Source organism: Xanthomonas sp. LMG 8993 (assembly GCF_009835065.2).
Classification (GTDB): Bacteria; Pseudomonadota; Gammaproteobacteria; order Xanthomonadales; family Xanthomonadaceae; genus Xanthomonas; species Xanthomonas arboricola.
Window position 1 is genome coordinate 260,997 of sequence record NZ_QVIF02000001.1, and the last position, 25,887, is coordinate 286,883.

Here is a 25,887-nt window from a genome sequence, read left to right on the forward strand (position 1 = left end):
ACATCCATGGAGCAGGAATGAAAGCGTTCCGCGTGCGAGGAATTGTCTGGGAGACCGATGGCAAGCGTCCTAAATTGCCCACTGAAGCCACGGTCGAATGCGCGAGCGAAGAAGACATCGCCGATGCGCTTAGCGATGCTTACGGATGGCTGGTGAGTGACTTCGCTGTCGTAGACGGTGCTGATGGTGCCAGTGATCCGAGAGCGTGATTCCATTCTGGGACGCGCGCCGCACCTGACGGTTAGACTCTGGTGGCAACGAAGCACATCGAGCACCCACGGAGGCTCAGCTTGCGGTTACTGATTCGCAGCATTGTCGTGCTTACTCTTTCGTTAGGGACGCAGGCCTGTGCTCAAGGGCCGGCGAGTAGCCAAGGCACTCAGGAGAAAACAATGGAAGGACATCCCCCCAGCGCTGCAGACGTGCGCTCCGAGCAAGACAAAGCCGCTGCTAGTGCGGACAGGGCTGCAGACGAGGCCACCCGGCGAGCCGCTCCCAATGCTGTGGTGTCTGGCGATTACCCACCATTGCCGCAAGGCCCGGCGCTAACGTCAGGTGCATTGGTCGAGGCCATCGTTCGAATGGCCAAATCTTTCGAAACCAGAGCAGACACGGCCCCGGCTCACGTTGCGCACGTGTCAGGGCTTGAGGTGACGCCAGACAGTCAAGGGCGGCGCACAGGGCTCCAGGGCGCACTAGGTGCGGGGCACTATGAGTTCGCTGTGTGGAAGCCTTACGCGCGTCATCCTGGGCACACCATCGAGCTGACCGTGCGGCCGTCCGAGGCCTGCGACCTGTCGTTTAAATCACTGCATGACCCATTGGTTGCAGCCGGGTTCGGTGTGACCAAGAACGCGGTGGGCTTCAAACCGACGGTCTACTTTGAGCGAGCACTCGCAGACGGGCTTGGCTTGTATGTTGTCGTCAGCACGGACAAGCACGAGGACCCACACTGCGTTTCGCGGGTCAGGCTCGAAATGGAGCCGCGTGATGGCTGATCAGCGCGACATTGACCGGTTGCTCCAGGACCTGGAGCGGCAGCCGGGCCTCCCTAAAGGTGCGATGCGTGACCTCCGTGAAGCCATAGATACTTCGCCTTACCTTGCTTCGGTCATGACCCAAGCCATCGATCTGGGCACCCTCCGTCGCCTGGAAGTGTCCAACCAGCCGAATGAGGGCGGGCACTACGATGACAGGACGGGCACCGTCAGCATCAACACCTCGATTTTCGCGCCGTCCATTCGGTCCGACCGCTTAGACATGTTGGCGGGAACGTTGGGGCACGAGACTGGGCATGCGCTGATGGCGCCGTCGGCGCAGGTTTCCTTGAACACCTTTGTGTTCAAGCTCGATACCGCTCTAAAAGACGGCGTCCAATACGGTGAATCGGTGGTTGATGTGACAGCGCCATCCAAGGAATACATCGCGTCCGCGAGGCAGAACGAAGCCTTGGCCGAGTTGGTGAGCATGAATTCCGTGGCCAGTCGAGTGACGACGACTACGGGAGAGTTCAACCAGGCCGAGTTTCTGCGTCGCGTCGAGCCGACAACCGCTTGCGTGAAAGACGGAAAGCTTGAGCCAGGCATCCATTTGGACGAGCGCGGACTTCAGCGGACGGGAAACAGCATTTCCAGCCCGGCTGTGGAGGCCGTTGCCGTTTGCCACTTCGATAGAAGCGACAGCAGCATGGGGCGCCAAGGCACGGCTAACTACCCCGGCTACTACGCGGCTTACCCTGTGAGCGCAGGGGCTGCGTTGCTAAAAGATCGCGCAGGCTCGACGACCCAGGCCTTGCCGCGGCTGGGTTACAACCTCGCAGAGCTCGGCACCGATACAGTCAAGCTGGAGGGAGCCGGGCTGAACTTGGGCGGGCAGGGCAGGGCGTTCGGATTCGTCGATACCTCTCATGGTCAGCAGCGGGAGGTGGAAGTGCGCCAACTAGGTCCAGCCCAGCATCGCCCGGACATTGAGCCCCCCTCGCTTCAGTCACCTTCGCAGGTGCTGGTAGACAATCCCGCTCACGCTGACCATCAGACCTATGCCCGCATCCACGACTGGGTCAAAGGCACGGGCAACTGGAACGACGAGGAGAGCCGCAACGTGTCGGCGTCGCTCTACAGGCAGCAGGTGGACGATCCGCTGTTGAAACGTGTGGACCAAGTCACCGGGGGCTTAGGCCGAGATGGGGCGCACAACGTCTTTGCGGTCTACGCTCCACATGGGGTGGGGGTCGCGCCCATGTTCCATGCCCATGTCGATGGACGCGAAGCCTCCCAGCAGCCGGCCCAGCAGAATCTGCAGCAGGCTGAAACCATTCAGCAGAACCAGGTCCGCCAGCAGGCGCTCGAACAGACGCAGCAGCAAAACGTTCAACAGGAGCAGGGACCAAGGATGACGATGTAGTCGCGCGGAGCGTTCTCGAATGGCTCAATTGAGAAATGTCCTTCCTATCCGCCGCACGGCGTCGAAGAGGCAGGCTGGTTGTTGATAGATGGCTCTCCTTGCCCCGGTCTATATCTAAAGCATGTTCTTAGGAATGTCTGAGATGCCGTGGCTGAACTGGTCCAGCCGTCAGTAGCACCAGACCCGCTGCGCTTTGATGCTTTACCGCTAACTTGATTGGTGGCGTCCCTGCATCAAGGTTCTGCTGAACATGGCTACGCTGAGGCTAGCTCGGAGTGGATCGATGCGGGCGGGACAGAGTGCAGTCGCACAGACTGAGACGGCGTTGCACCAGAGTGTCACCCTACAATCACCGCCTTCACAACACCGCATGCCCAGTAGTGCCAGGCGCGCCCGTCGCGCATCCGATGTTTTCGATTACGCTTACCCAGAGCATTTACGCGATTGCGTGGAAGCACTTCCCAAAACAGCAGGGGTCTACACCTTTCACGGGAAGGAAGGCCTGTTGCCGCTCTACGTCGGTAAGAGCATCAACGTGCGCACCCGGGTGATGGACCATTGCCGCACCCCAGAAGAGGCCTCACTGCTTCGTCAAACGACCTCGGTTTCCTGTATCTCCATGGCAGGCGACGTTGGTGCACGTTTGCTGGAGGCGCAAATGGTCAAGCGTCAGATGCCGCTCTACAACAAGCTGCTTCGGAAGGTCCCGCGGCAGTTCTCCATCCGCCTCTATCGGGGCGAGGTCTCTATCGTTCACTCGGCGGAATACGACGTGACCTCCTCACCGATGCTCTACGGGCTCTACTCCAGCCCGCAGTCCGCTCAAAAAAGCTTGCGGCGCATCGCCGATGACCACCGGCTCTGTTACTCCCTGGTAGGGCTCGAGCGGCTGCCTTTGGGCCGCCCATGCTTTCGCGCCATGCTCAAGCGATGCGCGGGCGCTTGCTCGGGAAGTGAGACCCTGGATGAGCACGAAGAGCGCTTACGTTCTGCACTCATTCGTCTAGAGCTTTCAACCTGGCCCTTTCGTGGCCGGATTGCGTTGGAAGAGAAGGGCGAGAACTTGCGCCAGCTCCACGTGCTGGATGCCTGGCACTACCTGGGCACCGTCACGACACTGACGGCGGCCAGGAAGCTGAAAGGCGAGCCGTTGGGCTTCGACCGGGACAGCTACAGGATCATCAGGGCTGCGATAGAGTCGGGACTTCACGCCATCACCGTCCTCGGCCCGTAGAGCTCTTCCGCGCTATCAAACAGGGCCAGATCCGTTGGCAAGTCATGGAACCGATGCAGCCGGGGAGCGTCCAGCAGGAGCAAGGGCCTCGGATGACCATGGGCGAGCATTGGGCGGCTTGCAAAAAAGCTGACTTGATAGGGCAAGGTTAGTGGAGCAAGCCTGCCCGGTCCCTCATGTGATTGAGCAGCAACGTTTCCAGTTCTGCCTCGTCTAGTGCATGTGCACCCGTCTGGAAGACTAGGTCAGCCACTCGCTGCCGCCGTCTCATCTCTTCGCGCCTTGCTGTTTCCTGCGCCTTTGCTTCGCGGCGCTGGTTGGCTAAAAGCTCTTTCGCTTGCAGCTGTGCTAAGCGCTCGGTGGCCCGCTGAATTTGGTCTCGGTAGTGATTCGTTGCGGTCATGCGTTTCTCCTGTCGCTTGGAAATGAGTCAACCAGGAAAACGGCTTGCGTCAAGCGTTGAGGTGGTCTCGAATTTCGGCCGCTTCGAAAATCGAAAAGCCTGAAAAAGAAGGCTTAAAAGAAAGAAGCAAGAGCGCACTGATGCAATGTCTGCGACATAGCGCGCGCCAGGTGCTACGCCCCCGGACCCCAAGCGCGAAGCGCTTGCGCAAATCAAAAGCCGCGGCATAAAGGGAGCAACCTCATCCGGAGCTCTGCATGGCCATCTACCACTCCCGCGTCAAAGTTTTTAGTCGTTCCCGCGGCGATTCCGCTGTCGCCGCTGCCGCTTATCGCGGTGGGCTGCTTCTCATCGATCACCTCACCGGCCAGCGCCACGACTATCGCCGCCGCGGTGGAGTTGTCGCGTCTGAGTGTCTGGCTCCCGAGGATGCCCCGGCATGGGCCTTCGTCCCGGCCGAGCTCTGGCCGAAAGCCGAGGCGGCGGAGAACCGCAAGAACTCGGTGGTGGCCCGCGAGTTCGAGGTGGCCTTGCCCCACGAGCTCAACGACGAGCAGCGGTCCGATCTCGCTATGGCCATTGGGCAAGCCCTGGTCGCCCGATACGGGTTTGCCGTCCAGGCCAGCATCCACTCCCCGGGCTCACGGGATGGGCTGAACCATCACGTGCATCTGCTGGCCACCACGCGCAGGTTGACCAGCGACGGCTTTGCCGAAAAAACGCGGGAGTTGGATGGCGGCGCGTCGGGGAAGGTCGAGATCGAATGGGTTCGCCACACCATGGCTTCGACCATCAACGCGCACTTGGCCGCTGCGGGAATCGATGCTCGGGTCGACCATCGCCGCCTGGAGGTCCAAGCCGAGGAAGCTCTGGCTCGCGGTAACTGGGCCGAAGCCATGGTGCTGTCCCGGCAGCCCACGAAACACATGGGCAAAGCGGCCTCCGCCCTCGAACGCCGAGGCGTGCTTACAGAGCTGGGCGCCGAGAACGCGCGCATCGTTCGAGAAAACGAAGAGGCCTTCGAACGGTTGCTCGCGCAAGCCGACCAGGAGGGCAGGGCAGTTCCGGGCTCCAATGGTCATAGCCATGACCAGGCGCAGCGTGACCGTCGACGCCGGGCTGGCTCCAAGAACGATCTCCCGACCTCTTTGCCTGGATTGGAAATCCACGGGCTTCGAGGCATGCGCCTGTCCGAAGCGCTTGGTTGGTCTGCAGAAGAGAGAGAACCTCGACCAATGCGCTCCATCGGTGAGTTGGTCATGGAAGCGGCTCGTGACCTGGCAGAGATCCTCTCGATTCGGTCCGACCTGGTGTTGGTGGCAACTCAGCGACTGTTGCGGAACTGGACGGCGCAAACGGCGACGTTTGTCGACAACGTCGACCTTCGCCGAGGGCTTGATGGGCTGGTCGAACGACTGGGCCGCCTCAAGCGCAGCGTGGTGAAGTTCGCCCAACGAACCAGCGCCTTGGAGCGTGCCGAGAAGCTCTTCCACCTGGCTGAGCAGGCATGGGAGCAGTTCAACGGCGACCATCCTCGGCCCGATGGCGAGTGGTCCTCTCAAGAATGGGAAACGCGACGAGGACGGCGGTTGGCCGTGCTGGAAAAACGAACAGCCGAACTGGCGACAGCCCGGGCAGCGGTCTCCGAGCAGCGGTGGAACGACGACGAGAACGAGATTGAGATCCGCGCGGCTCAGGTGGAGCAGTGGAGCGAAGCGGTGCTCGCAAGTCCAGAGCATGAAATCGTCCATGGCTCTGTTGCATCTATCGACGCTACTCCAGCCATGCCCAAGCCTTCGCCGATGCCAGTGCCAGCGCTGCAACCAACACGCCGGCGGCCGCGGCCCTGATGAATATCGAAAGCCCCGCATCTGCGGGGCTTTTTCTCTTGGCCCTCAGTGCTGGGGCCGAGGACGAGGGCGCAAATCTATGTGCTCGACTCCAATGGACTCCTTGGGGCGGGGGACGTTGTCCTTCTCCTTGTTCTTCTTGCGCGCCTCTCGCCACTCCTCAATTGAAGCAGGCATGGTCGGCACGACGCTACGATCGACAGCGGCTCGTTTGACGACGATGGGTTGGGATGGGGCCATGGTCGATGCCTGCGCCTGACCGGCTGGCCCTGTCCCGCCGAGTCTCAGTAGCTCGGCAGCCAAGTCGAGCGCGTATTTGATGTCCTCCACCTCATGAGGGGGAAGGCGGGTGGTGCGCTGCTGAAGGAGGTGGCCGAGCAAGCGACTGGCGATCTGAATCTGCGTTTGGTGGTGCATGGGTGCTCCTGTGTTGGGTAAGCACCCATAAAATCAGTTAGCTCTTTTCACGCAAGAGCTCGCTTGACGCGGCACTTCACAAATTTGATGGCTGGCTGCGCCGTAATTTCATAGGAGGTATTAGCCTTCCATCGTCACGTATTAGGCAATCGCTTGGTTACGTGATTCAGGAGCGACAGGAGTCTCCGGGCGCTGCCCGGTCAACCTGTTTCTTGTCCGATTCGATCCGGTCGGCGGCGAGCATAAGCAAGCCCGATAGTCGCTCCAGCTGGCCAGCGAGCATGATGATGGCGGCAGCTCCGATAAGAACGCCCAAGCTGCCCGCAAAGACGAAGGGTGGGACATCTTGGAGTTTTCCCCAGATGGAGGCTTTTTCACCAGCCTCCTTGAGATTGATTGCAACTACGCCAACCGCTGATAGCACTGTTCCCATCTGCGATCTTCTGGTCAGGAGCTTGGCTTTCAGATCCAGTTGCTTGCCATGCTCTCGTAGGCGGATCGGTTCGCAGCGTGTCAGGCTGGCGATGATCTTTTGCTCAAGCATGATGTCTTCATCTACCCGTGTGGCAGCGCCGAGATACCCGGCTTTAAGCGTGAGAACCATGTCCACAATTTGCGTAACACACCAAATCAAGAAATCTGCAGCGAGGACGATCATCAGGATCATCAAGACAGCTCTGGTCGTGTCGGCAGTCAGTATCCCGGTCACTCCGAGTCCAGCTGCTGCTGCCATAAGAACCGCAATGACCAAAGCCGCGTAAAAGCACCACCGCTCAACTTTCGCGGCGGTCGAGCGCTCCTCTCGGGGTCTTTTGATCTTCGTCAGCAGTTCGGCCGTGCTGGGGATGGGGGCAAAAAGATGCTCGGCCATTTTCTCGACTCAAGTGGGAGGGGACGTCTCCAAAATGTCGCCGAAGGTTTTCTCATAGGTTGAGATACACGGTCTCTGATTGCGTGCGCTGCATGTCGATTGATCGAAGCCAGCAACGCGGCTGCCAAGGGCCAGAGGCAGGGATACCACTGTTCAGTGATGGTCGAGCTCCTCCGAGCAACTCGGCTACCAGTGCAGCAGACTAAGAATGTTGCGAAATTGTTGCGACGGGCTAGACACTCCCTGTCCGCTTCCTCAATACGCTTGCTGCACAAGGCTTTTGAGCTATACGATCACTACACGCCAAGATTGCTTCATCAGCGGGGTGTGCTCTACAGCCCCGTTAGCGTTCTTGGTTTTTTCTTTTGTATCAGTGCTTTGCAAGAAATGTTCTTCCGGGATGTGGCGGTCAATCAGGGTCGCCAGCGGCGAGTAACGGTGATTTGTTGCGAGGCTGTTGCGACGACCCTCCAAACGAGATCAATCGATGTTGCGACGAAACGGTCGAAGCGTTGGAATGGCACAGGATGTTGCGACGGAACCAGGAGCCGCCTCACGTCGGCGCGGACGCAAGTTTAAGCCCACCCACCGACAAATCCTTGCGCTGGCGGTCGAGAGCGTGCCGGCCCTGGGTCCCGGTGGGCGATTTGCCATTGGGCCGGGGCCTTCAAACGTCCATCGCCGGATCGCTCAACGCATACCGCCGCTGTCGCAGATGAATCGGCGACAGCGGCGCTAGTGCGCACGGCTGCCGGCTGGGCGGCCTGGCACCTGAGCGTGTGGCTCGGTCAGCCCAGGCACTTGCCGCTACGTCATGACCTGTGGACTTGCCGCAAGTCAGTACCAGCCAAGATGAGACCTCGACGGTCAATGTTGATGCCAAAACTTGGCAGGTGTTGGCACGCCGACGCTGTCGTGCGGTCCTTGTTGGTTGTCGTCGGTCAGCCATTGTCCGTTCTGTTCGCGGAACGCGCTTCGCGTACGCAAGATGCAGCCATGCGAGCACCCACAACGCAGCGTGCGGCGCGGCCATCAGCCATCAAACGACGCATGCCCGGCTTGCTTGGCGCGCTGTTCGGCGCTCGCCGCGCAAAGGCCCGCGTGTGCGCGGCGCATTGCACAAACCGCCTGTTGCTTTGGAACTCTTTCGCCTTGGGAAAAGCTAAGATCGAAACTTGTGCAAAGTCGGAGGCGCTAATGATCGATCGTCGTACCTTTCTTGCCACGGGTGTGGTGGCCGCCGCCAGCTTCAGTGCCTCGGCAGCTCGCATCGCGCAAACGCCACGCGCCAGCAGCCCCGCGCCGTGGGGTGCGGTGCCCAGTGCGCGACAGCTGCGCTGGCATCGGTGGGAGCAATACGCCTTCGTGCATTTTGCGATGAACACCTTCACCGACAAGGAATGGGGCTACGGCGACGAGGATCCGCGCAAATTCGATCCCAGCGATTTTTCAGCCGATCAGATTGTTGCTGCTGCCAAGGCCGGCAATCTGAAAGGGCTTATTTTCACGGCCAAGCATCACGATGGGTTTTGTCTTTGGCCGACGCGCCTGACCGAGCATTGCATCCGGAACTCGCCCTACAAGAACGGCAAGGGTGACATCGTCGGCGAAATGGCAGCGGCGTGTCGTCGCGCTGGCCTGGCGTTCGGCATCTACCTGTCCCCCTGGGATCGCAATCATGCCGAGTATGGGCGTCCCGGCTATCTCGACTATTTCCGCAAGCAGATCGTCGAACTCTGCACGGGTTATGGCGACCTGTTCGAGTTCTGGTTCGACGGCGCCAATGGCGGCGACGGCTACTACGGTGGAGCGCGCGAATCGCGCAAGATCGATGCGCCCGCTTACTACAATTGGCCACGGATGATCGAGCTTGTGCATCGGCACCAGCCGATGGCCTGCACCTTCGACCCGCTCGGCGCCGATATCCGCTGGGGCGGCAACGAGGACGGTATCGCCGGCGATCCGAGCTGGCCAACCATGCCCAATGCCCCGTATACCCAGGAAAACGGCAATTCCGGTGTGCGCGGTGGTGCGCTGTGGTGGCCGGCCGAAACCAACACCTCGATCCGCCCTGGCTGGTTCTACCATGCCGATGAAGACGGCAAGGTGCGCAGCCCGGAGAATCTGGTGCGCTATTTCGACACCTCGGTCGCGCGTGGCACCAACATGAACCTCAATCTTCCGCCCGACCGACGCGGCCGCATCCCCGACCACGATGTGGCTGTGCTGCAGAGTTTTGGCGACGCGATCCGCGCCAGCTTCGCCATTGATTTGGCCAAGGGTGCCAAGGCCAGTGCCAGCGCATCGCGTGGCCCCGGGTTCGAGCCGGCGCGCGTCCTCGACCGCCAGCCGGACAGCTACTGGTCCACGCCGGACGAGGTCACCACGCCGACGCTGACGCTGGAGTTGTCGGCGGTGCACAGCTTCGACCTGATCCGGCTGCGCGAGTATCTGCCGCTGGGCGTGCGCGTCACCCGCTTCGCGGTCGAAGCCGAGGTCGATGGGCAATGGCGGCGGCTGGCCGAAGCGCAGTGCATCGGTGCACAGCGCATCGTGCGACTGGATCGCCCGGTCGCCGCACGCCGGGTGCGCCTGCTCGTGCTGGAGGCGCCGGTGTGCCCGGCGATCAGCGAATTCGCGCTGTTCCGCGCCGTCGCGCCGGTGCCGGTCGCGCGGCCGACCACGAACGCGCCAGACGTGCTGTCCACCGCCGGCTGGCGAATCGTCGAGGCCAGCGCGCCAGGCGCGGACACGTTGCTCGACGACGATGCCAGTACGATCTGGATCACGCCCGCTCCCACGCCGGGCCATCCCGTACAAGCGACCATCGACCTCGGTGCGCTGCGTCAGGTTGCCGGTTTCAGCCTCACGCCCTCGCGTACGGTGATGAACGGTGCGGCGCCGCCTAAAGGCTATCGCGCTGAAACCAGCGAAGATGGGCAGCACTGGCAGCCGGCTGGCGCCGGCGAGCTGTCCAATATCGCCTATGCGCTCTCGACCCAGCGCCTGAATTTCCCCGAGATCCGCCAGATCCGCTACCTGCGGCTGTCGTTCGCGGAGACGGCGGTGCCCGCCGACCGGTTGGCGATCGCGGGTATCGGTGCGTTCTCGCGCTTGCGATGAGGCTTGCGCTCCCGCGCCGCCACGCGCCGCGCGGGAGCACATCGTTGCGGTGACGCAGTGTCGCGGGCATGAGATGGATCAGGCGAAGCGATGCAGAGATCAATCACGTGTTCGCAGCACGCGGTGACCTGAATCTTGAACTGTGCTTGCACACCGCCGTTCCGGATGACGCGCTATTGTGCGCGGCGCACGAGGCAAGCGATTCGGTTGGGTATGGAACAGAAACAGCAAGAGTGGATGCAGGCCGTGACCGAGGCGCTCAGCGACCTGCTGGCCGCACGCGTGGCGCAGGCCACGCTGCTGGAAGCGATGATGGTCTCGCATCCCGACCCGGTGATGCTGCGCAAGGCGTGGGACGAGCTGTCGTCCCAGCGCATCGCGTATGTGGCGCAGAAAAAGGCGGTCGCCGCCGATCCGCGGCCGATGGATGCCTACACGCTTGAGCAGTTCCAGGCGTGGGAAGAAAAGCTCAGCCGCTACTTTCCGCGTGCGCCGGATGCAGGGAGCACGGATGCGTGAACCGGCCCGCCAGCAATCCAGTCGCGCGACCTAGCGGCGGTGGGCCGGGCGGGTGTCGCCACTGCCTGTCGCTTGCGCACGCAGGCGCAGGCGACTGACTGTGCCGGGAGCCGGTCATGGACTCCCAGTCTTGCGGTCGGTTGGTGCCGACATGGTTCCTGATGATCACTGCAGCCGCTGCCACGGCCTGCGTCAGGCCACCGATGCGCGCGGTTTGGCCTTGTCGGCCTCCAGGCGCAGGGTGGCAGCGGCAAGGCCGGGTGCGGTGGCCTGCAAGACGATGCTGCCGGCGCTGCGCGTGCTCTGCAGCAGGGCCGCACACAGTCCATTGAAGGCCTTGCGTTGCGGTGCCTTGTCGTCCTCATGGCTGGCGGGGTCGCCGTTGCCCACGCCGATCAGCCGCGCAGGGCCGCGCAGCGCGAACTGCACCAGGTTGTCGGCGGTCGGCACCAGGCGGCCCTGCGCATCGACGATCTCCACCTTGACCACCGCCACGTCTTCGGCATCGGCGCGCACTGCATTGCGGTCGCAGCTCAGGCGGATCGCTGCCGGCTTGCCGGCCGTCTCGCGGCGTTCGCTGAGCACCAAGTTGCCAGCGCGATAGCCGCGTGCCTCGATCACGCCCGGTGCGTAGGCCACGCGCCATTCGACATGGCCGTAGGCCGGCACCTGCTGCAGGCCCTGGCTGACGCCGTTGACCAGCAGTTCCACCGCTTCGAGATTGCTGTGGCACCAGACCTGGATGCGGCCCTTGTCATCGGGCTGCAGCAGGCCGTCCCAGTTCCAGTGCGGGAACAGATGCAGCACCGGTTCGCTGGTCCATTGCGCGCGGTAGTACCAGTAGTTGTCCTTGGGAAACCCGCAGCTGTCGAGCACGCCGAATTGCGAGGCGACATTCGGCCAGCGGTTGTAGGGCGTGGGTTCGCCGCGGTAATCGAAGCCGGTCCAGATGAAGCCGCCAGCGATATATGGGCGCTGCGCGACATAGCTCCACCAGGCTTCGGCGGTGCTGGCCCACCATGGGTGGTCGGTGTCGTAGGCGCGGGTGTAGCCGCGCGCGTCGTCGCGCCGGTAGTTGCCGCGCACCGACACCGTGCTGCCGGTTTCGCTGCCGTAGATCGGAATGTGCGGGTATTGCGCGTGGAAGCCGTCCATCTGGCTGGTGCGGTAGTTGAAGCCGACCACATCCACGACCTGGCCGACGCCATCGCCAAAGCCCTTGTCCATGGCGAAAGTGGTGGGGCGGGTGGGATCGAGCTGGCGCACGCGTTGTTGCATGCGGCTGACGATGCGCGCGCCGCGCTCGGTGACCTGCTGCGGCTCTTCGTTGCCGAGCGACCACAGGATCACGCTGGGATGATTGCGCCCGCGCCGCACCATCGTCTCCAGCTCGCCCATGGCTTCGGGGTCGGTGGACATGCGGCGGGTTTCCTCGATCACGAACATGCCGAGCCGGTCGCACAGCGCGAGCAGTTCGGGCGTGGCCGGATTGTGCGAGCTGCGGTACGCGTTGCAGCCCATCGACTTGAGCTGGCGCAGGCGCCATTCGTGCAGGCTGTCGGGGATGGCGGTGCCGACGCCGGCGTGGTCCTGGTGGTTGTTGGTGCCGTGCAGCTTGAGCGGCGTGCCGTTCAACAGGAAGCCGCGTTGTGCATCGAAGACGGCCGTGCGCACGCCGAACGGGGTGACCAGCGCATCCACCGCCTTGCCATCGCTGTGCACGCTGGTGGTCAGGCGGTAGAGCTGCGGGGTGTCGATCGACCATAGCGCCGCTTCGCCGAGTGGCAGGGTCTGTTCGACGAGGTGCACCTGGCCGGGTGCAACAGTGACCGCGGCGCTGGCTGCCTGTGCGACGACGCGTCCATCCGGCGCGGTCACGCGCGCCTGCACCGTGCACTGGCGCGGGGCGCTGCCGTCGTTGCGCACCTCGGTGGACAGCTGCGCGGTGGCGGTGGTGCCTTGCAGCGTGCTGCGCACGAACACGCCGTCCTGCGGCAGATGCAGCGGATCGGTCTTGTGCAACCACAGATGGCGATAGATGCCGGCGCCTTCGTAGAACCAGCCTTCGCCCAGGGTGGCATCCACGCGCACCGCGATCAGGTTGGGCTTGCCGTAGTCGAGCACGTCGCTGAGGTCGACCTCGAAGCCGCAATAGCCGCTGGCATTGCGCCCGACGATGTGGCCATTGCAGAACACGATGCAGTCGCGGAACACGCCGTCGAACACCAGGCTGATGCGCTTGCCCAGATCGTCTGCGGGAATCTGCAGCACGCGGCGATACCAGCCGACGCTGGTTTCCGGAAAGCTCGTGCCCAGCGGTTTGTAGCCGTGCGCGGCGGCCGGATCTTCCTCGGTGATGGTGGCCGAGATCGGTTCCTGCCGGAAGGGCAGGGTGACGGCCCAGTCGTGCGGCAGATCCAGCAGTTCCCAGCCACTGTCGTCGAAGGCGAGTTGCGCGGCGGTCGCAGTGTCCTTGCCGGCCTTGGCGAAGCTGCGCTGGAAGGTACCGAACTCGAAGTCGCGCGCTGGGTCGCTGGCATGGCCCAGATGGAAGCGCCAGCCGAAGTCGAACAGCAGCCGTTCGCGCGGTGCCAACGCTGCATCGCCGAGCGCGGCAAGCGGCGTGGCGGTGTTACCTGCAGCTGGTGCTGCAGCGGCGATGGCGGGCAGCAACGCACCGGCCGTACCGACCGGAAGTGCAGCGCTTACGCCGCTGGCGAGCATGCCGCGCAGCAGTTCGCGGCGATTGATGCCGGTCATGGCTGGGTCCTCTTGTCGGTATCCGCAGCGTTGCCTGGCGTGCCCGCAGCAGGCTTGCTTGTCGTTGCAGGTACGCCGGTATACGGGTGGCGCATGAAGTCGATCGCCGGCAGCACTTCATTGCCATGCTTGAAGTCGAAGAAGCTGGCGTTTTCCCACGACGAGCCGGTGCCCCAGCGTGTCTTGCAGCTGCTGCTGGTCCATACCGGCTCCCAGTACACGACGCCGGCGCCGCCGGTGTCGATCACCAGCTGGGTGAGGTCGACCATGTAGCGGAACTGGCCCTGCGGCGTGGCCGGGTAGCCGGGAATCAGCGAGTCTTGGCCGAGCAGATTGTGCGAGGTGTCGCCGGAGTCCAGCGTCCACGGATAGGCGGTTTCCACCACCACCACGTCGGCATCAAAGCGGCCGCGCAGGCGCTTGATGGTCTTGCCCAGCTCGGCCATCGACTGGGTCGACCACTTGCGGTAGTAGCTGATGCCGATCAGATCGTAGTCGGTGACGCCGGCCTTGGTCGCGGCGGCAAACCACGGTTCCACATTCTCCGGCTGGGCGATATGCAGCATCACCCGCGGCTTGATCGCCGAGCGTGCGCCGATGTCGCGTACCGCCTTGATGCCGGCGTTGAACAGCTTGGCGTTGCGCTGCCAGTCGATGGGGCGCTTTTTGTCCCACGGCTTGCTGTCCATCAGATCGGAATTGCTTTCGTTGCCCACTTGCACCAGCTCCGGCATCAGGCCGGCACGGTCGAGCGCGCTGAGCGTGTCATAGGTGAAGCCGTACAGCGTGCGCGCCAGTTCATCGGTATCGGTGATGCTGGCCCAGGCCTTAGGAATCAGCTGTTTTTCGCCGTCGGCCCAGTCGTCGGAATAGTGCAGGTCCAGCAGCACCTGCATGCCTTGCGCGCGTGCGCGTGCGATGGTCTTCTTGACGTCGGACAGGTCGCTGTAGCGGGTCCAGCGGGCATCGTTCCACAACCGCACGCGCACCAGATTGGCGCCGTGCGCATGGAACAGTTCGAACGGGTCCTTGACCACGCCGTTCTCGCGGTACTGCACACCGCATTCCTCCATCTCGTTGACGTAGGACAGGTCCGCGCCCAGATACAGCGTGGCGGGGGCCGGGGCGGCGTGTGCGAAGGTGGAGATGGCCAGCGCGAGCAGCGCGGGCGTCCAGAGGCGGCGTGTGGAGCGCATGCAATTCCTCGACAGATGAAACGCGGAGCGGGTGACAGCCTGCCGCATGCGGCGGTGCCGTCGTGCGGGCGGTGCGCGCAATCACAACGTCAGTGACGTAGGCGATTGCGCACACCGCGCGCAGTGGTGGAGCAGGCGTGCAACAGCGGTGTCAGCGGTGCTTTAGAACTTGTAGGTCGCTTCCAGCGCGTAGCGACGGCCGAACACCTGATAGCCGCCGTCGTCCTGGTTGGCCAGACGGTTGGGCTTGTTGTCGGTGTAGGCGCGCAGCGGTTCGTTGGTGAGGTTGCCGGCCTGGAAGCGGAAACCGAGCTGCTTGCTGTACTGCCAGTTCAGGCTCAGATCCACCGTGCCTTCGCTCTGCAGCCGTGCCAGCCGCGCCGCATTCCAGCCGTACACCACGGTGTAGGGGCTGTGGTACTTGTAACCCACGCGCGCCTCGAAGCTGCCGTTGCTGTACCACAGGTCGAAGGTGCCGGTCTTGCGTGCCAGCCCGCTCAGCGGCAGCGGGTTGTCTTCCGGTGAGAATTCCTTGAGGTTGGAATCGACCAGCGAGAAGTTGGAGTAGACGCCGAAGTTTTCCATGTGCGGGATGAAGTAGAACGGCGTCTGGAAGGTGAGTTCCACACCGTTGATATGCCCGCCGCCGCCATTGAACGGCGCACTGACCAGGTAATCCAGGCCGTTGATCACTTCGCGGTCGGTGCGGTAGCCGATGCTGGAATCCACTTCCTTGCGATACACCGCAATCGCCGCCAGCGCTTCCTTGTGGAAGTACCACTCGTAGGACAGGTCGACCTGGGTGGCCTTGAATGGATCCAGCTGCGGGTTGCCGCCGCTGCCGGTGAGCTGGCCGACGGTGACGTTGGGGTCGTCCAAGCGCCGGCCGGTGCGCAACTCGTCCAGTGGCGGACGTGCGATGACCTTGGCCACCGCAAAGCGCAGGATGCGTTGATCGTCGATCAGGAAGTTGACGGTGGCACTGGGCAACACGTCGGTATATTCCTTGCTGTCGCTGCTGGCCTGCACGGTGGTGCCGACCGAATCGAAGCCGTCGCTGGTGGTCTTGGTGTTGACCAGGCGCACGCCGATGTTGCCGGTGACATCGGTGCCGAACAGCTGCGAGCTGAACACCGCCTTGGCGAAGGCTTCGCGCACGTCTTCCTTGACGTTCCAGTGGTCGAGCAACTGCTCGTCGAGCGTGGCCGGGTCGAAACCGCCGAAGCCGATCTGGGCGATGGCATCCATGTTGCCGCCGGTCAGCGTGGGCACGTTCAAGTCCGGCATGGTCACCGGATAGATCAGGCCCTGGTACGCCGAGATCGGTTGGTCGTAACCGGACTGGTTGCTGATGAAGCGGCGGTTCTGCTTCTCGCGGCGCGCGGCGCGTGCGCCGAATTCCAGTGAGGTGAACGCCGCGGCATCGACCGGGCGGCTGGCGTTGAGCGCCAGCGCGGCGATCTTGTCGCGCAGCCCCTGCGGCTCGGTCTGGCCGGCGATGCCCCACTCGGGCGTGTCCGAGCTGGTGCTGATGGTGGGGGTGACGCTGCGGCGGAAATCGAACGAGACGGTGTCCGGGTTGCTGCCGAAGCGCACCGCCTGCCAAGTGTTGTCGCGCTTGGCCTGCGAGAACGACAGGTCACTGCCCAGCGTCCACACATCGCCGCTCCACTTGGCGTTGAGGCCGCCGGCAGTGAGCGTCTTGACCTCGTTGTAGTGGCTGACCACATGGTCGACCTGCAGGTTCGAGTTGGCCAGCGTGCCGGCCACCACGTCGCCATCGACGATAGTGTAGGACGAGCCCGGCGTGGTGTACGGATTGGCGCCGGTCGAGAAGGTGCTGTAGGCCAGGCCGTTGAACCAGTTCTGCAACTGGTCCTCGTCGATCTCGATACGCGAATACAGGCCGTCGAACTTCAACTCGAAGTTGCCCGAGCGCCATTGCACGGTGCCCATCGCACCGGTGCGGGTCTGCTCGGTCAGCTTGAGCTGGTCGGCCGCGCCCCACGGGGTCGGGTCCACGCGGCCGTCGCCGTCCACATCGCGCGAGGTGGTGGCATCGGTATAGCCCCAGCTGCCGATCGAGGAGTTGGAGTTCTTCTGTTTCTGGTAGGTGGCACCCAGCGCAACCGCGAGGTTGTCGTTAATCTGGTGCACCCAGCTGGCACCGAAGCGGCTGCCCCACGGGGAATAGCCGTCCACGTCCTTGGCGTGGTCGTAGAACACCGGGCCGGCGGTGCCGACAAAGCCCGGGCCGGTGTAGTCCAGCGGGCTGATGGTGGAGATGTCCACCGTCGCGGCAAGGCCGCCGGCGACCAGGTCCGCCGACTGGGTCTTGTAGACCTTGACGGTGGAGACGATCTCGGTGGGAAACACTTCCCAGCGCACGGCGCGATTGGGCTCGGAGGAGGCGATTTCGCGCCCGTTGACGGTGCCCATGGTCATGCGCGGGCCAAGGCCACGCACGGTCGCCAGGCTCTCGTTGCCGCGGTCGCGGGTACCGTTGACGCCGGGCAGGCGCACCAGCGCTTCGGCGACGGTAACATTGGGCATCTGGCCCATGTTGTCGGCGGAGATCACTTCCATGACGTGATCGGACATCTGCTTGGCCTGCACCGCCTGGTTCAGGCTGGCGCGCTGGCCGATCACGGTGATGTTGTCGAGCGTGACCGGCGGCGCAGCCGTGGTGGTGGCATCAGTGGCCGGCGGCGCGGCAGGCGCGCTGTCCTGTGCGTGCGCACTGAACGCGGTGGCCAGCACACAGGCGATGGTGGTGCAGAGAACGTCGCGCACGGGGGTGCGGCGCAGGCGCATGCGCCGGCTGGCCGGGTGGCCGGTGTGGTGAACGGGCATCGTTTGATCCCTCCCAGGACAAAGTTACCGAATGAAATAGTGGCCGCTGGTGCGGCGCTGTGGCGCGGCTGCGCGTTGGCGTGTCCAACGCGGGCATGGCGGTTGCTGCGGTGTGGAGCTGATTGATCGTTTGCGTGACGCTGCGACGATGGTCGATCGCCTTGACGTCCCCCTGTCCTGCATGTGTCCGCTTCAGGGTAGAAGCGCAAGTCATTCCATTCCAATGAAGCATTTTGCGGGAGCTATCTCGCGTTGGAATGCTGCAGTGCAGCGGTAGCGTCTGCCCGGTCACAGTTGCGGTGTGCGTGGCCTGTACCGCGGACCAAGGTTGCCTGGTCGGCGCGACGGACCAGGGTTCTGCACTAGCGCGGGTGGGCAGATAACCGGGGCAATGCCGGAAAGGCGCGCTGCATGCAGTCGTTGCGTTCGCAGGTCAGGCAGCCGGGGCCGATCGGCACCGCATCGTCCACCGCGTCCAGGTCCCAGCCGCGCGCATACACCAGTTGATCGGCATGGCGCAGGTCGCAGCCCATCGCCAACGCAAAGGTCTTGCGCGGGCGGCCGTAGCCGGGCGCGCCGCTGCTGACCTGGCGCGCCAGCCAGAAGTAGCGCCGGCCATCGGGCATGCGCGCGATCTGGGTCAGGATGCGGTCGGGCTGGTTGAAGGCCTCATAGACGATCCACAGCGGACAGGCGCCGCCGACATGCGAGAAGTGGAAGTCGGTGGCCGAGTGGCGCTTGGACACGTTGCCGGCACGATCGACCCGCATGAAGAAGATCGGCAGCCCGGCCGCACCGCGCCGCTGCAAGGTGCTGAGCCGGTGGCAGACCGCCTCGAAGCCGACGCCGAAGCGATCGGCCAGCCATTCGATGTCGTAGCGCGAGCGCTGGGCGCTGCGCAGGAATTGGCCATACGGCATCACCAGCGCGCCGGCGAAATAGTTCGACAGCCCGATCCGTGACAACGCGATACGCTCGGCATCTTCGAAGCCGGCATCGGCGATGCGTGCGTCGAGCAAGGGCGCGCATTCCAGCAAGGCCAGTTGCGCGGCCATCTGGAAGGCCTGCTGGCCAGGGCGCAGATGCGCGGGCAGCCACAGCACGCGCGCCTGCGTATCCACACTGCGCTTGTCGCTGTGCAGATCGGGCGCGTCCTGCACCAGCAGGCCGTGGCGATCGGCCAGGCGTTGGCGCAGCCGCAGCGGCAGGTTGTCCGAGGTCAGGCCGAGTTCGGCATACAGCGCCTCGGCGCGCTCATCCAGTTCCGGCAGATAGTTGTGCGCGCGGTTGAAGTAATCGCGCACCTGCTCGCCCGGCGACAGCGAGGGCAGTGCGGCGTGGTCGGCGCCGATCTGTATTTCCAGTGCGGCGGTGCGCTCGAGCAGGTGCTGGTGGGCGCGGTGCAGGTCCAGCAGGGCCTGGGCCACCTGCGGCAGGTTGCCGGTGAGCACGCGCAGTTCGGCGGCCGAGAGGCTGTGGCCCAGGCTGCGCAGCGATTCGTCCAGCGGCTCGACCAGCGCGGCCGGGTCGTCCAGGTCGAGCAGGCCGTCCAGATCGCCCAGGGTGGCTTTGAGCCGCTGCTGGATTGCCAGGGTCAGGGGGCGCTGGTTGCGCTCGATCTGGTTGAGGTAGCTCGGCGACAGCCCGAGCCGGCGTGCCAGCTCCGCCTGGGTCAGGCCGTGGCGCTGGCGCAGCCGCTGCAGGCGCAGGCCGAGCTGGTGGCGGAGCGGGAGGGACGACTGCGGCATTCGCAAGATTCGCAAAATAGTGGCGGCAGCTTAGCGCGATTAAGCAGTCTCGGGCTGGGAATGCCAGGTCCCGCTGCGAACAATGCGAAGTATCCGTAGCGACCTTCTGCGAGCGACCCTGCAATGAGTGATTCCGTCCCGCGCGTTTCCCTGTTGATCGACGGCCAGTTCGTCACCTCCGCCAGCACCCATTGGCAGGACGTGGTCAACCCGGCCGATCAGTCGGTGCTGGCACAGGTGCCGTTCGCCACCACTGGCGAAGTGGCCGCGGCGGTGGCGGCGGCCAGCCAGGCCTTCGTGAGCTGGCGCAAGACCCCGATCGGCACGCGTGCGCGCATCTTCCTCAAGTACCAGCAGCTGATCCGCGAACACATGCCCGAGCTGGCCGCGCTGCTCAGCGCCGAGCAGGGCAAGACCCTGGCCGATGCCGAAGGCGATGTGTTCCGCGGGCTGGAAGTGGTGGAACACGCCGCGGCAATCGGCAACCTGCAGTTGGGCGAGTTGGCCAACAACGTCGCCAACGGCGTGGACACCTATAGCCTGCTGCAGCCGCTGGGCGTGTGCGCGGGCATCACCCCGTTCAACTTCCCGGCGATGATTCCGTTGTGGATGTTTCCGATGGCCATCGCCACCGGCAACACCTTCGTGCTCAAGCCCTCCGAGCAGGACCCGATGGTGACCATGCGGCTGGTGGAATTGGCGCTGGAGGCGGGCATTCCCAAGGGCGTGCTCAATGTCGTGCACGGCGGCGAAGACGTGGTCAACGCGTTGTGCGACCACCCGGACATCAAGGCGCTGTCGTTTGTCGGTTCGACCAGGGTCGGCACGCACGTCTATCGGCGCGCCTCGCTGGCAGGCAAGCGCGTGCAATGCATGATGGGTGCGAAAAACCATGCCGTGGTGCTGCCGGACGCCAATCAGGAGCAGACGCTCAATGCGATGGTCGGCGCCGCCTTCGGTGCGGCCGGCCAGCGCTGCATGGCGGCATCCACACTGGTGCTGGTGGGCGAGGCGCGGCAATGGATTCCGGCGCTGGTGGCCAAGGCCAGGGGCCTGACCCTGGGCGCGGGCAATGCGCCGGGCACCGAGGTCGGGCCGCTGATCTCCTGCGCGGCGCGCGAGCGTGTGGAAGGCTTGATCGCCTCCGGCGTCGAGCAGGGCGCCACACTGGAACTGGATGGGCGCGCGCCCAGCGTGCCGGGCTTCGAGCAGGGCAACTTCGTCGGCCCGACGATCTTCTCCGGCGTGCGGCCGGGCATGCGCATCTACGACGAGGAAATCTTCGGCCCGGTGCTGGTGATCCTGGAGGCGGCCACGCTGGACGAGGCCATCGCCCTGGTCAATGCCAACCCCAATGGCAATGGCACCGCCTTGTTCACCCAGTCCGGCGCGGCGGCGCGGCGTTTCCAGGAAGACATCGACGTGGGCCAGGTCGGCATCAACGTGCCGATCCCGGTGCCGGTGCCGCTGTTCTCGTTCACCGGATCGCGTGCCTCAAAGCTCGGCGACCTGGGCCCGTACGGCAAGCAGGTGGTGATGTTCTACACCCAGACCAAGACCGTGACCGCGCGCTGGTTCGACGACGAAACGCTGGGCCACGGCGTCAACACCACCATCTCCCTCAAGTGACACGATCGCCATGAATGCAGCCATCCAGCTACACGCCAATACAGCCGATTTGAATGACGAGCAGGAAGCCTTCCGCGCTGCCGCGCGCGACTTTGCCGACAAGGAACTCGCACCGCACGCCGCGCACTGGGATGCGGAAAGCCACTTCCCGCGCGAGGCGATCGCCAAGGCGGCTGAGCTGGGGTTCTGCGGGCTGTACACCGATGAGGGCGTGGGCGGCCTGGGCATGCGCCGGCTCGATGCCGCGGTGGTGTTCGAGGAACTCGCCACGGTCGATCCATCCACCTCGGCGTTCATCAGCATCCACAACATGGCCACCTGGTTGATCGCCAGTTACGGCAACGACGCGGTACGCGCGCAGTGGGGCGAGGCGATGACCAGCGGCGCCAAGCTGGGTTCGTACTGCCTCACCGAGCCGGGTGCCGGCTCGGACGCGGCCTCGCTCAAGACGCGTGCACAGCGCGATGGCGACAGCTACGTGCTCAACGGCAGCAAGGCCTTCATTTCCGGCGCGGGCGCCACCGATGTGCTGGTGGTGATGGCGCGCACCGGCGACGACGGCGCGCGCGGCATCAGCGCCTTCGTGGTGCCCGCCGATGCGCCCGGCATCAGCTACGGCCGCAAGGAAGAGAAGATGGGCTGGAACAGCCAGCCCACCCGCGGGGTGAGCTTCGAGAACGTGCGCATTCCGGCCGGCAATCTGCTGGGCAAGGAGGGCGAGGGCTTCAAGATGGCGATGAAGGCGCTGGATGGCGGCCGCATCAATATCGCCGCCTGCTCGTTGGGAGCGGCGCAAGGCGCGCTGGATGCCGCCCGCCGCTACATGGGCGAGCGCCGGCAGTTCGGCAAGAAGCTGGCCGATTTCCAGGCGCTGCAATTCAAACTGGCCGACATGGCCACGCAACTGGTGGCCGCGCGGCAGATGGTGCACACCGCTGCGCGCAAGCTCGATGCCGGCAGCCACGATGCCACCGTGTGGTGCGCGATGGCCAAGCGCTTCGCCACCGACGCCGGCTTTGCGATCTGCGACGATGCCTTGCAGATCCACGGCGGCTACGGCTATATCCGCGAGTATCCGATCGAGCGCCTGCTGCGCGACAGCCGCGTGCACCGCATCCTGGAAGGCACCAACGAGGTGATGCGCATGATCATTGCGCGCCACCTGCTCAACGGCGAGGAGGAATTGCGATGAGCGATTGGGCAACACGCACGCATACCGGTTTACATGTCGAACGCGACGGCCATGTCGCCATCGTCACCCTGCGCAATCCGCCGGCCAACACCTGGACCGTGCACAGTCTTGCAGCCTTGCGCGATCTGGTCCGCGCGCTGGATGCGGACCGCAGCATCTACGCGCTGGTGATCACTGGCGACGGCGAGAAGTTCTTCAGTGCCGGCGCCGATCTCAAGCAGTTTGCCGATGGCGACAAGGCTGCTGCACGGGAGGCCGCGCGCCGCTTCGGCGAAGCTTTCGAAGCCTTGAGCGCGTTTCGCGGCGTGTCGATCGCCGCCATCAACGGCTATGCGATGGGTGGTGGCCTGGAGTGCGCGCTGGCCTGCGATCTGCGCATTGCCGAGCAGCACGCGCAACTGGCTTTGCCGGAAGCCAGCGTCGGCTTGTTGCCGTGCGCCGGCGGCACCCAGAACCTGCCGCGCCTGGTCGGCGAGGGCTGGGCCAAGCGCATGATCCTGCTCGGCGAGCGTCTGGATGCCGCCACGGCGCACCGCATCGGCCTGGTGGAAGAGGTGGTGGGCACGGGCGAGTCGCGCGCGCTGGCCATTGCCTGGGCACAGCGCGCCGGCAAGCAGAGTCCGGCCAGCGTTGCGGCGTGCAAGCGCCTGGTGCAGTCCACCCGCCACGGCACGCATGCCGCCGCGCTGGTGGCAGAGCGCGAAGCCTTCGTCGACCTGTTCGAGCAGGCGGATCAGGCCGAGGGAGTGGCGGCCTTTCTCGAGAAGCGCGCACCGCAGTGGAGCAATGGCTGATGCTGGATGTGAGCCTCCCCGAAGAAGCCCCGGTGCTGTTCGAACAACGCGATTGCGCCGACGGGCATCGCATCGGTATCGCCACCTTGAATGCGCCCAGGACGCTCAACGGCCTGTCCCTGCAGATGACGCGCCTGCTGGATGCACAGTTGCGCATCTGGGCCGACGATACGCAGATTGCCTGCGTGGTGCTGCGTGGCGCAGGCGAGAAGGCGTTGTGCGCGGGTGGCGATCTGCATGGTCTGTACCAGAGCATGCGCGCGCATCGCGAGGCGGTGCCGGATGCGCAGCAACGTCGCGCGCAACCGCAGGGCAATGCGCACGCCGCTGCGTTCTTCGAAGAGGAATATCGGCTCGACCATCGCATCCACACCTACCCGAAGCCGCTGCTGTGCTGGGGCCACGGCATCGTCATGGGCGGCGGCATCGGCCTGATGTCCGGTGCCAGCCATCGCGTGGTCACCGAGCGCTCGCGGCTGGCGATGCCGGAGATCAGTGTCGGCCTGTTTCCCGACGTGGGTGGCAGCTGGTTGTTGCGCCGCGTGCCGCACGGCGCCGGATTGTTCCTGGCACTGACCGGCGCGCCGCTGGACGCCAGCGATGCCATTTATGCCGGGCTTGCGGATGTGCGCCTGGAGCATGCGCAATATGCGGCAGTGCTGGACGCCCTGGACGCGCATGCCTGGACAGGCGATGCCGATGAGGATCGCGCCCAGCTCGGCGCATTCCTGCACGGGATTGCGCAACCGCTGGCGCCGGGCCCGCTGCAGGTGCATGCGGCGCTGATCGCGCAATTGGTGGCAGGCCAGACGCTGCAGGAGGTAGTCGCCGCAATCCTGGCACTGCAAAGCGAAGATGCCTGGCTGCAGGCCGCGCGTGCAACGCTGGCCGCCGGCGCCCCCGGCTCGGCGCGCCTGGCCTGGGAGCTGCAACGTCACCCGGGCACCGGCACGCTGGCAGACACCTTTCGCACCGAGTACGTGGTGGCGCTGCATGCCGCCGCGCATGGCGACTTCGCCGAAGGCATTCGCGCGCTGTTGATCGACAAGGACCGCACGCCGCAGTGGCAGCCTGCCGCGCTCGAACAGGCCGATGCGCAATGGGCGGCGGCATTCCTGCAATCGCCCTGGCCGCCTGCACGGCATCCACTTGCCGATCTTGGTGCAGGTTGAGTCGCTGACACGCCGCTGCGAACGGTCTTGGCGGATGCGGACAATGAGCCGCATCCGCAGTGCAGGGCCGAGGAACGCCACTGCATCCGTTTGCCGCACTGCGCTGCGGCCGGGCACACCATTCAACGGCCGCGCCAGTCGGTGATGGCCGCCCAACCCTGGAAAACCACACCATGAGCAAGATCGCTTTTATCGGCCTGGGCAATATGGGCGGGCCGATGGCCGCCAACCTGAGCAAGGCCGGGCACCAGCTGCGGGTGTTCGATCTGGTGCCCGCTGCGCTGGATGCGGCAGTCGCTGCCGGCGCGCATGCCGCCAGCTCCGCACACGACACCCTGGCCGACGCCGAGATCGTGATCTCGATGCTGCCGGCCAGCCGCCATGTCGAAGCGCTGTACCTGGGCGAGGCCGGGATTCTGGCGCAGATTCCCGAAGGTGCCCTGGTAATCGACTGCAGCACCATCGCACCCGCCAGCGCACGCAAGCTCGCCGCCGAGGCGCAGGCGCGTGGCCTGGCGGTGCTGGATGCGCCGGTCTCCGGCGGGACGGCGGGTGCGGCGGCAGGCAGCCTGACGTTTATCGTCGGCGGCGCCGCGCAGGTATTGGAGCGCGCGCGGCCGGTGTTGCAGGCAATGGGCAAGAACATCTTCCACGTTGGCGACAACGGCGCCGGCCAGGTCGCCAAACTGTGCAACAACATGGCGCTGGGCGTGATCATGGCCGCCACCGGCGAGGCGCTGGCGCTCGGCGTTGCGCAGGGGCTGGACCCGGCGGTGCTGTCGCAGATGATGGCGGTCAGCACCGGACGCAGCTGGGCCACCGAAGTGTGCAATCCGTGGCCGGGCGTGTTGCCCAGCGCGCCGGCATCGCGCGGTTACAGCGGCGGCTTCGGCAACGATCTGATGCTCAAGGACCTGGGGCTGGTCGCCGAATCCGCAGTGCAGGCAGGCGTGTCGATTCCGCTCGGCGAGCTGGCGCGCAATCTGTACGCGATGAACAGCCAGGCCGGCAACGGTGCGCTGGATTTCTCCAGCGTGATCAAGCTGGTGGCCAAGGTTTGAGAGCGGCGAGCAAAAGTGTCTACGCCCACCGTCAAGTAGGTGCGGCTGGAGTGGTGATTCGTCTCTGTCTGGAGAGTTGATCGAACTAGGGGTGTCGGCTGTAGAGCGGATGATCTGCGGCTTGGCTGCGAGGTCCTTGCCCGCCCACCATCGCAGGACACGCCGCAAGTACGTCCTTGTAGGCTCTTACGCGGCATCCTTGCCGCGTAAGGTCCCGCGACGGTGGGCGGGCAAGGACCAGTCGAGTTGATCGGTGTGCATTTTTTTTTTTCAATAGCACAGCCAGCAAACTGTCTGACGCGGTGAGGGCACCGCGCACTCGACGCTGTGGTTTTGCTGCAGGGCCCTTGCCCGCCCACCATCGCGGGACACGCCGCAAGTACGTCCTTGTAGGCTCTTACGCGGCATCCATGCCGCGTAAGGTCCCGCGACGGTGGGCGAGCAAGGACCAGTCACGATGGTCGGTACGCACGGTTGCAAGCAGGGGCAGGCGGTGCATGCAGCACATGCAGCGCAGCCGTCCGACGAGGTGCGGTCTGATCGGCTTCTTTCTATCGAGCAACGTCACTGCCAATACGACATCACTCCACCCGCTAACGAAAGCGGGGGTTGCCGACACGTTGCCGCCATCGCTGCGGCGTTCGAGAGGTTCTGTTGGCCGC

General features: G+C 64.5%; 18 protein-coding genes and 1 pseudogene. 12 read left to right on the forward strand and 7 right to left on the reverse strand.

The genetic code is table 11. From position 1 onward, the window contains the following. Positions 1–17 precede the first annotated feature (17 nt). The 4 genes and pseudogenes from DYQ94_RS01050 to cho all read left to right on the forward strand — a co-directional run bounded on the left by DYQ94_RS01050 (position 18) and on the right by cho (position 3,637). A complete protein-coding gene (locus DYQ94_RS01050) occupies positions 18–209 on the forward strand; it encodes a hypothetical protein (protein ID WP_080948773.1) in 192 nt (63 codons plus the stop codon). A 513-nt stretch (positions 210–722) separates the two neighbouring features. After that, a complete protein-coding gene (locus DYQ94_RS01055; protein WP_127169968.1) occupies positions 723–998 on the forward strand; it encodes a hypothetical protein in 276 nt (91 codons plus the stop codon). A 988-nt stretch (positions 999–1,986) separates the two neighbouring features. Next, positions 1,987–2,403, forward strand: a pseudogene (locus DYQ94_RS01060) (XVIPCD domain-containing protein); the annotation flags it as partial. A gap of 370 nt (positions 2,404–2,773) precedes the next feature. Continuing rightward, positions 2,774–3,637, forward strand: coding sequence for an excinuclease Cho (cho, locus tag DYQ94_RS01065; protein WP_160954623.1), 864 nt, complete (start codon positions 2,774–2,776; stop codon positions 3,635–3,637). A 148-nt stretch (positions 3,638–3,785) separates the two neighbouring features. On the opposite strand, the gene DYQ94_RS01070 is transcribed toward cho, so the two are convergent. Continuing rightward, positions 3,786–4,040 carry a hypothetical protein gene (locus tag DYQ94_RS01070; protein ID WP_011346616.1) on the reverse strand — a complete coding sequence of 85 codons (255 nt, stop codon included), beginning with the start codon at positions 4,038–4,040 and terminating at the stop codon, positions 3,786–3,788. A gap of 257 nt (positions 4,041–4,297) precedes the next feature. On the opposite strand from DYQ94_RS01070, the gene DYQ94_RS01075 reads away from it, so the two are divergent. Continuing rightward, positions 4,298–5,890 (forward strand): MobA/MobL family protein, encoded by a 1,593-nt coding sequence (locus DYQ94_RS01075; protein ID WP_160954624.1) that lies wholly within the window; start codon positions 4,298–4,300, stop codon positions 5,888–5,890. Between the two features lie 45 nt (positions 5,891–5,935). Here DYQ94_RS01075 and DYQ94_RS01080 read toward each other — a convergent pair whose 3' ends face one another. Further along, positions 5,936–6,307, reverse strand: a complete 372-nt coding sequence (locus DYQ94_RS01080; RefSeq protein WP_104627773.1) for a hypothetical protein — start codon at positions 6,305–6,307, stop codon at positions 5,936–5,938. 166 nt (positions 6,308–6,473) lie between these two features. Further along, the gene (locus DYQ94_RS01085; RefSeq protein ID WP_119128947.1) at positions 6,474–7,178 is read right to left on the reverse strand and encodes a hypothetical protein; all 705 of its coding nucleotides are present in this window, start codon (positions 7,176–7,178) and stop codon (positions 6,474–6,476) included. A gap of 1,197 nt (positions 7,179–8,375) precedes the next feature. Here DYQ94_RS01085 and DYQ94_RS01090 point away from each other — a divergent pair. After that, positions 8,376–10,301 (forward strand): alpha-L-fucosidase, encoded by a 1,926-nt coding sequence (locus tag DYQ94_RS01090; protein ID WP_126965752.1) that lies wholly within the window; start codon positions 8,376–8,378, stop codon positions 10,299–10,301. Between the two features lie 165 nt (positions 10,302–10,466). Beyond that, complete coding sequence (locus DYQ94_RS01095) at positions 10,467–10,820, forward strand: hypothetical protein (protein WP_126965702.1); 354 nt, start codon at positions 10,467–10,469, stop codon at positions 10,818–10,820. 192 nt (positions 10,821–11,012) lie between these two features. Here the strand turns inward: DYQ94_RS01095 and galA are convergent, their stop codons facing one another. From galA to DYQ94_RS01115, 4 genes are all read right to left on the reverse strand, one after another. Continuing rightward, a complete protein-coding gene (gene galA / locus DYQ94_RS01100) occupies positions 11,013–13,580 on the reverse strand; it encodes a beta-galactosidase GalA (RefSeq protein WP_126965703.1) in 2,568 nt (855 codons plus the stop codon). Continuing rightward, complete coding sequence (locus DYQ94_RS01105) at positions 13,577–14,776, reverse strand: glycoside hydrolase family 53 protein (protein ID WP_126965704.1); 1,200 nt, start codon at positions 14,774–14,776, stop codon at positions 13,577–13,579. Before DYQ94_RS01105 ends, galA begins: the two co-directional genes overlap by 4 nt. A gap of 162 nt (positions 14,777–14,938) precedes the next feature. Next, the gene (locus DYQ94_RS01110) at positions 14,939–17,629 is read right to left on the reverse strand and encodes a TonB-dependent receptor (protein ID WP_126965705.1); all 2,691 of its coding nucleotides are present in this window, start codon (positions 17,627–17,629) and stop codon (positions 14,939–14,941) included. 362 nt (positions 17,630–17,991) lie between these two features. Then, positions 17,992–19,377: a short-chain fatty acyl-CoA regulator family protein gene (locus DYQ94_RS01115; protein WP_046342092.1), complete on the reverse strand. Its 1,386-nt coding sequence runs from the start codon at positions 19,375–19,377 to the stop codon at positions 17,992–17,994. Positions 19,378–19,500: 123 nt separating this feature from the next. Here DYQ94_RS01115 and DYQ94_RS01120 point away from each other — a divergent pair, with 123 nt between their 5' ends. The 5 genes from DYQ94_RS01120 (at position 19,501) to mmsB (ending at position 25,225) form a co-directional block, all read left to right on the forward strand. Continuing rightward, complete coding sequence (locus DYQ94_RS01120; RefSeq protein ID WP_065031849.1) at positions 19,501–21,006, forward strand: CoA-acylating methylmalonate-semialdehyde dehydrogenase; 1,506 nt, start codon at positions 19,501–19,503, stop codon at positions 21,004–21,006. A gap of 10 nt (positions 21,007–21,016) precedes the next feature. Beyond that, positions 21,017–22,198 (forward strand): acyl-CoA dehydrogenase family protein, encoded by a 1,182-nt coding sequence (locus DYQ94_RS01125; protein ID WP_024938048.1) that lies wholly within the window; start codon positions 21,017–21,019, stop codon positions 22,196–22,198. Beyond that, complete coding sequence (locus tag DYQ94_RS01130) at positions 22,195–22,992, forward strand: enoyl-CoA hydratase (RefSeq protein ID WP_016903185.1); 798 nt, start codon at positions 22,195–22,197, stop codon at positions 22,990–22,992. The genes DYQ94_RS01125 and DYQ94_RS01130 overlap by 4 nt, the downstream gene beginning before the upstream one ends. Beyond that, positions 22,977–24,164 carry an enoyl-CoA hydratase/isomerase family protein gene (locus DYQ94_RS01135; protein ID WP_425518999.1) on the forward strand — a complete coding sequence of 396 codons (1,188 nt, stop codon included), beginning with the start codon at positions 22,977–22,979 and terminating at the stop codon, positions 24,162–24,164. Before DYQ94_RS01130 ends, DYQ94_RS01135 begins: the two co-directional genes overlap by 16 nt. A 158-nt stretch (positions 24,165–24,322) precedes the next feature. Beyond that, positions 24,323–25,225, forward strand: a complete 903-nt coding sequence (gene mmsB / locus DYQ94_RS01140; protein ID WP_181097777.1) for a 3-hydroxyisobutyrate dehydrogenase — start codon at positions 24,323–24,325, stop codon at positions 25,223–25,225. The last annotated feature ends 662 nt before the right edge of the window (positions 25,226–25,887 follow it).

Bases quoted from the DNA above. Each gene is read 5' to 3' on its own strand.
- DYQ94_RS01050 (WP_080948773.1), top strand. From the start codon at position 18: ATGAAAGCGTTCCGCGTGCGAGGAATTGTCTGGGAGACCGATGGCAAG.
- cho (WP_160954623.1), top strand. From the start codon at position 2,774: ATGCCCAGTAGTGCCAGGCGCGCCCGTCGCGCATCCGATGTTTTCGAT.
- DYQ94_RS01070 (WP_011346616.1), bottom strand. From the start codon at position 4,040: ATGACCGCAACGAATCACTACCGAGACCAAATTCAGCGGGCCACCGAG.
- DYQ94_RS01075 (WP_160954624.1), top strand. From the start codon at position 4,298: ATGGCCATCTACCACTCCCGCGTCAAAGTTTTTAGTCGTTCCCGCGGC.
- DYQ94_RS01080 (WP_104627773.1), bottom strand. From the start codon at position 6,307: ATGCACCACCAAACGCAGATTCAGATCGCCAGTCGCTTGCTCGGCCAC.
- DYQ94_RS01085 (WP_119128947.1), bottom strand. From the start codon at position 7,178: ATGGCCGAGCATCTTTTTGCCCCCATCCCCAGCACGGCCGAACTGCTG.
- DYQ94_RS01090 (WP_126965752.1), top strand. From the start codon at position 8,376: ATGATCGATCGTCGTACCTTTCTTGCCACGGGTGTGGTGGCCGCCGCC.
- DYQ94_RS01095 (WP_126965702.1), top strand. From the start codon at position 10,467: ATGACGCGCTATTGTGCGCGGCGCACGAGGCAAGCGATTCGGTTGGGT.
- galA (WP_126965703.1), bottom strand. From the start codon at position 13,580: ATGACCGGCATCAATCGCCGCGAACTGCTGCGCGGCATGCTCGCCAGC.
- DYQ94_RS01105 (WP_126965704.1), bottom strand. From the start codon at position 14,776: ATGCGCTCCACACGCCGCCTCTGGACGCCCGCGCTGCTCGCGCTGGCC.
- DYQ94_RS01110 (WP_126965705.1), bottom strand. From the start codon at position 17,629: ATGCCCGTTCACCACACCGGCCACCCGGCCAGCCGGCGCATGCGCCTG.
- DYQ94_RS01115 (WP_046342092.1), bottom strand. From the start codon at position 19,377: ATGCCGCAGTCGTCCCTCCCGCTCCGCCACCAGCTCGGCCTGCGCCTG.
- DYQ94_RS01120 (WP_065031849.1), top strand. From the start codon at position 19,501: ATGAGTGATTCCGTCCCGCGCGTTTCCCTGTTGATCGACGGCCAGTTC.
- DYQ94_RS01125 (WP_024938048.1), top strand. From the start codon at position 21,017: ATGAATGCAGCCATCCAGCTACACGCCAATACAGCCGATTTGAATGAC.
- DYQ94_RS01130 (WP_016903185.1), top strand. From the start codon at position 22,195: ATGAGCGATTGGGCAACACGCACGCATACCGGTTTACATGTCGAACGC.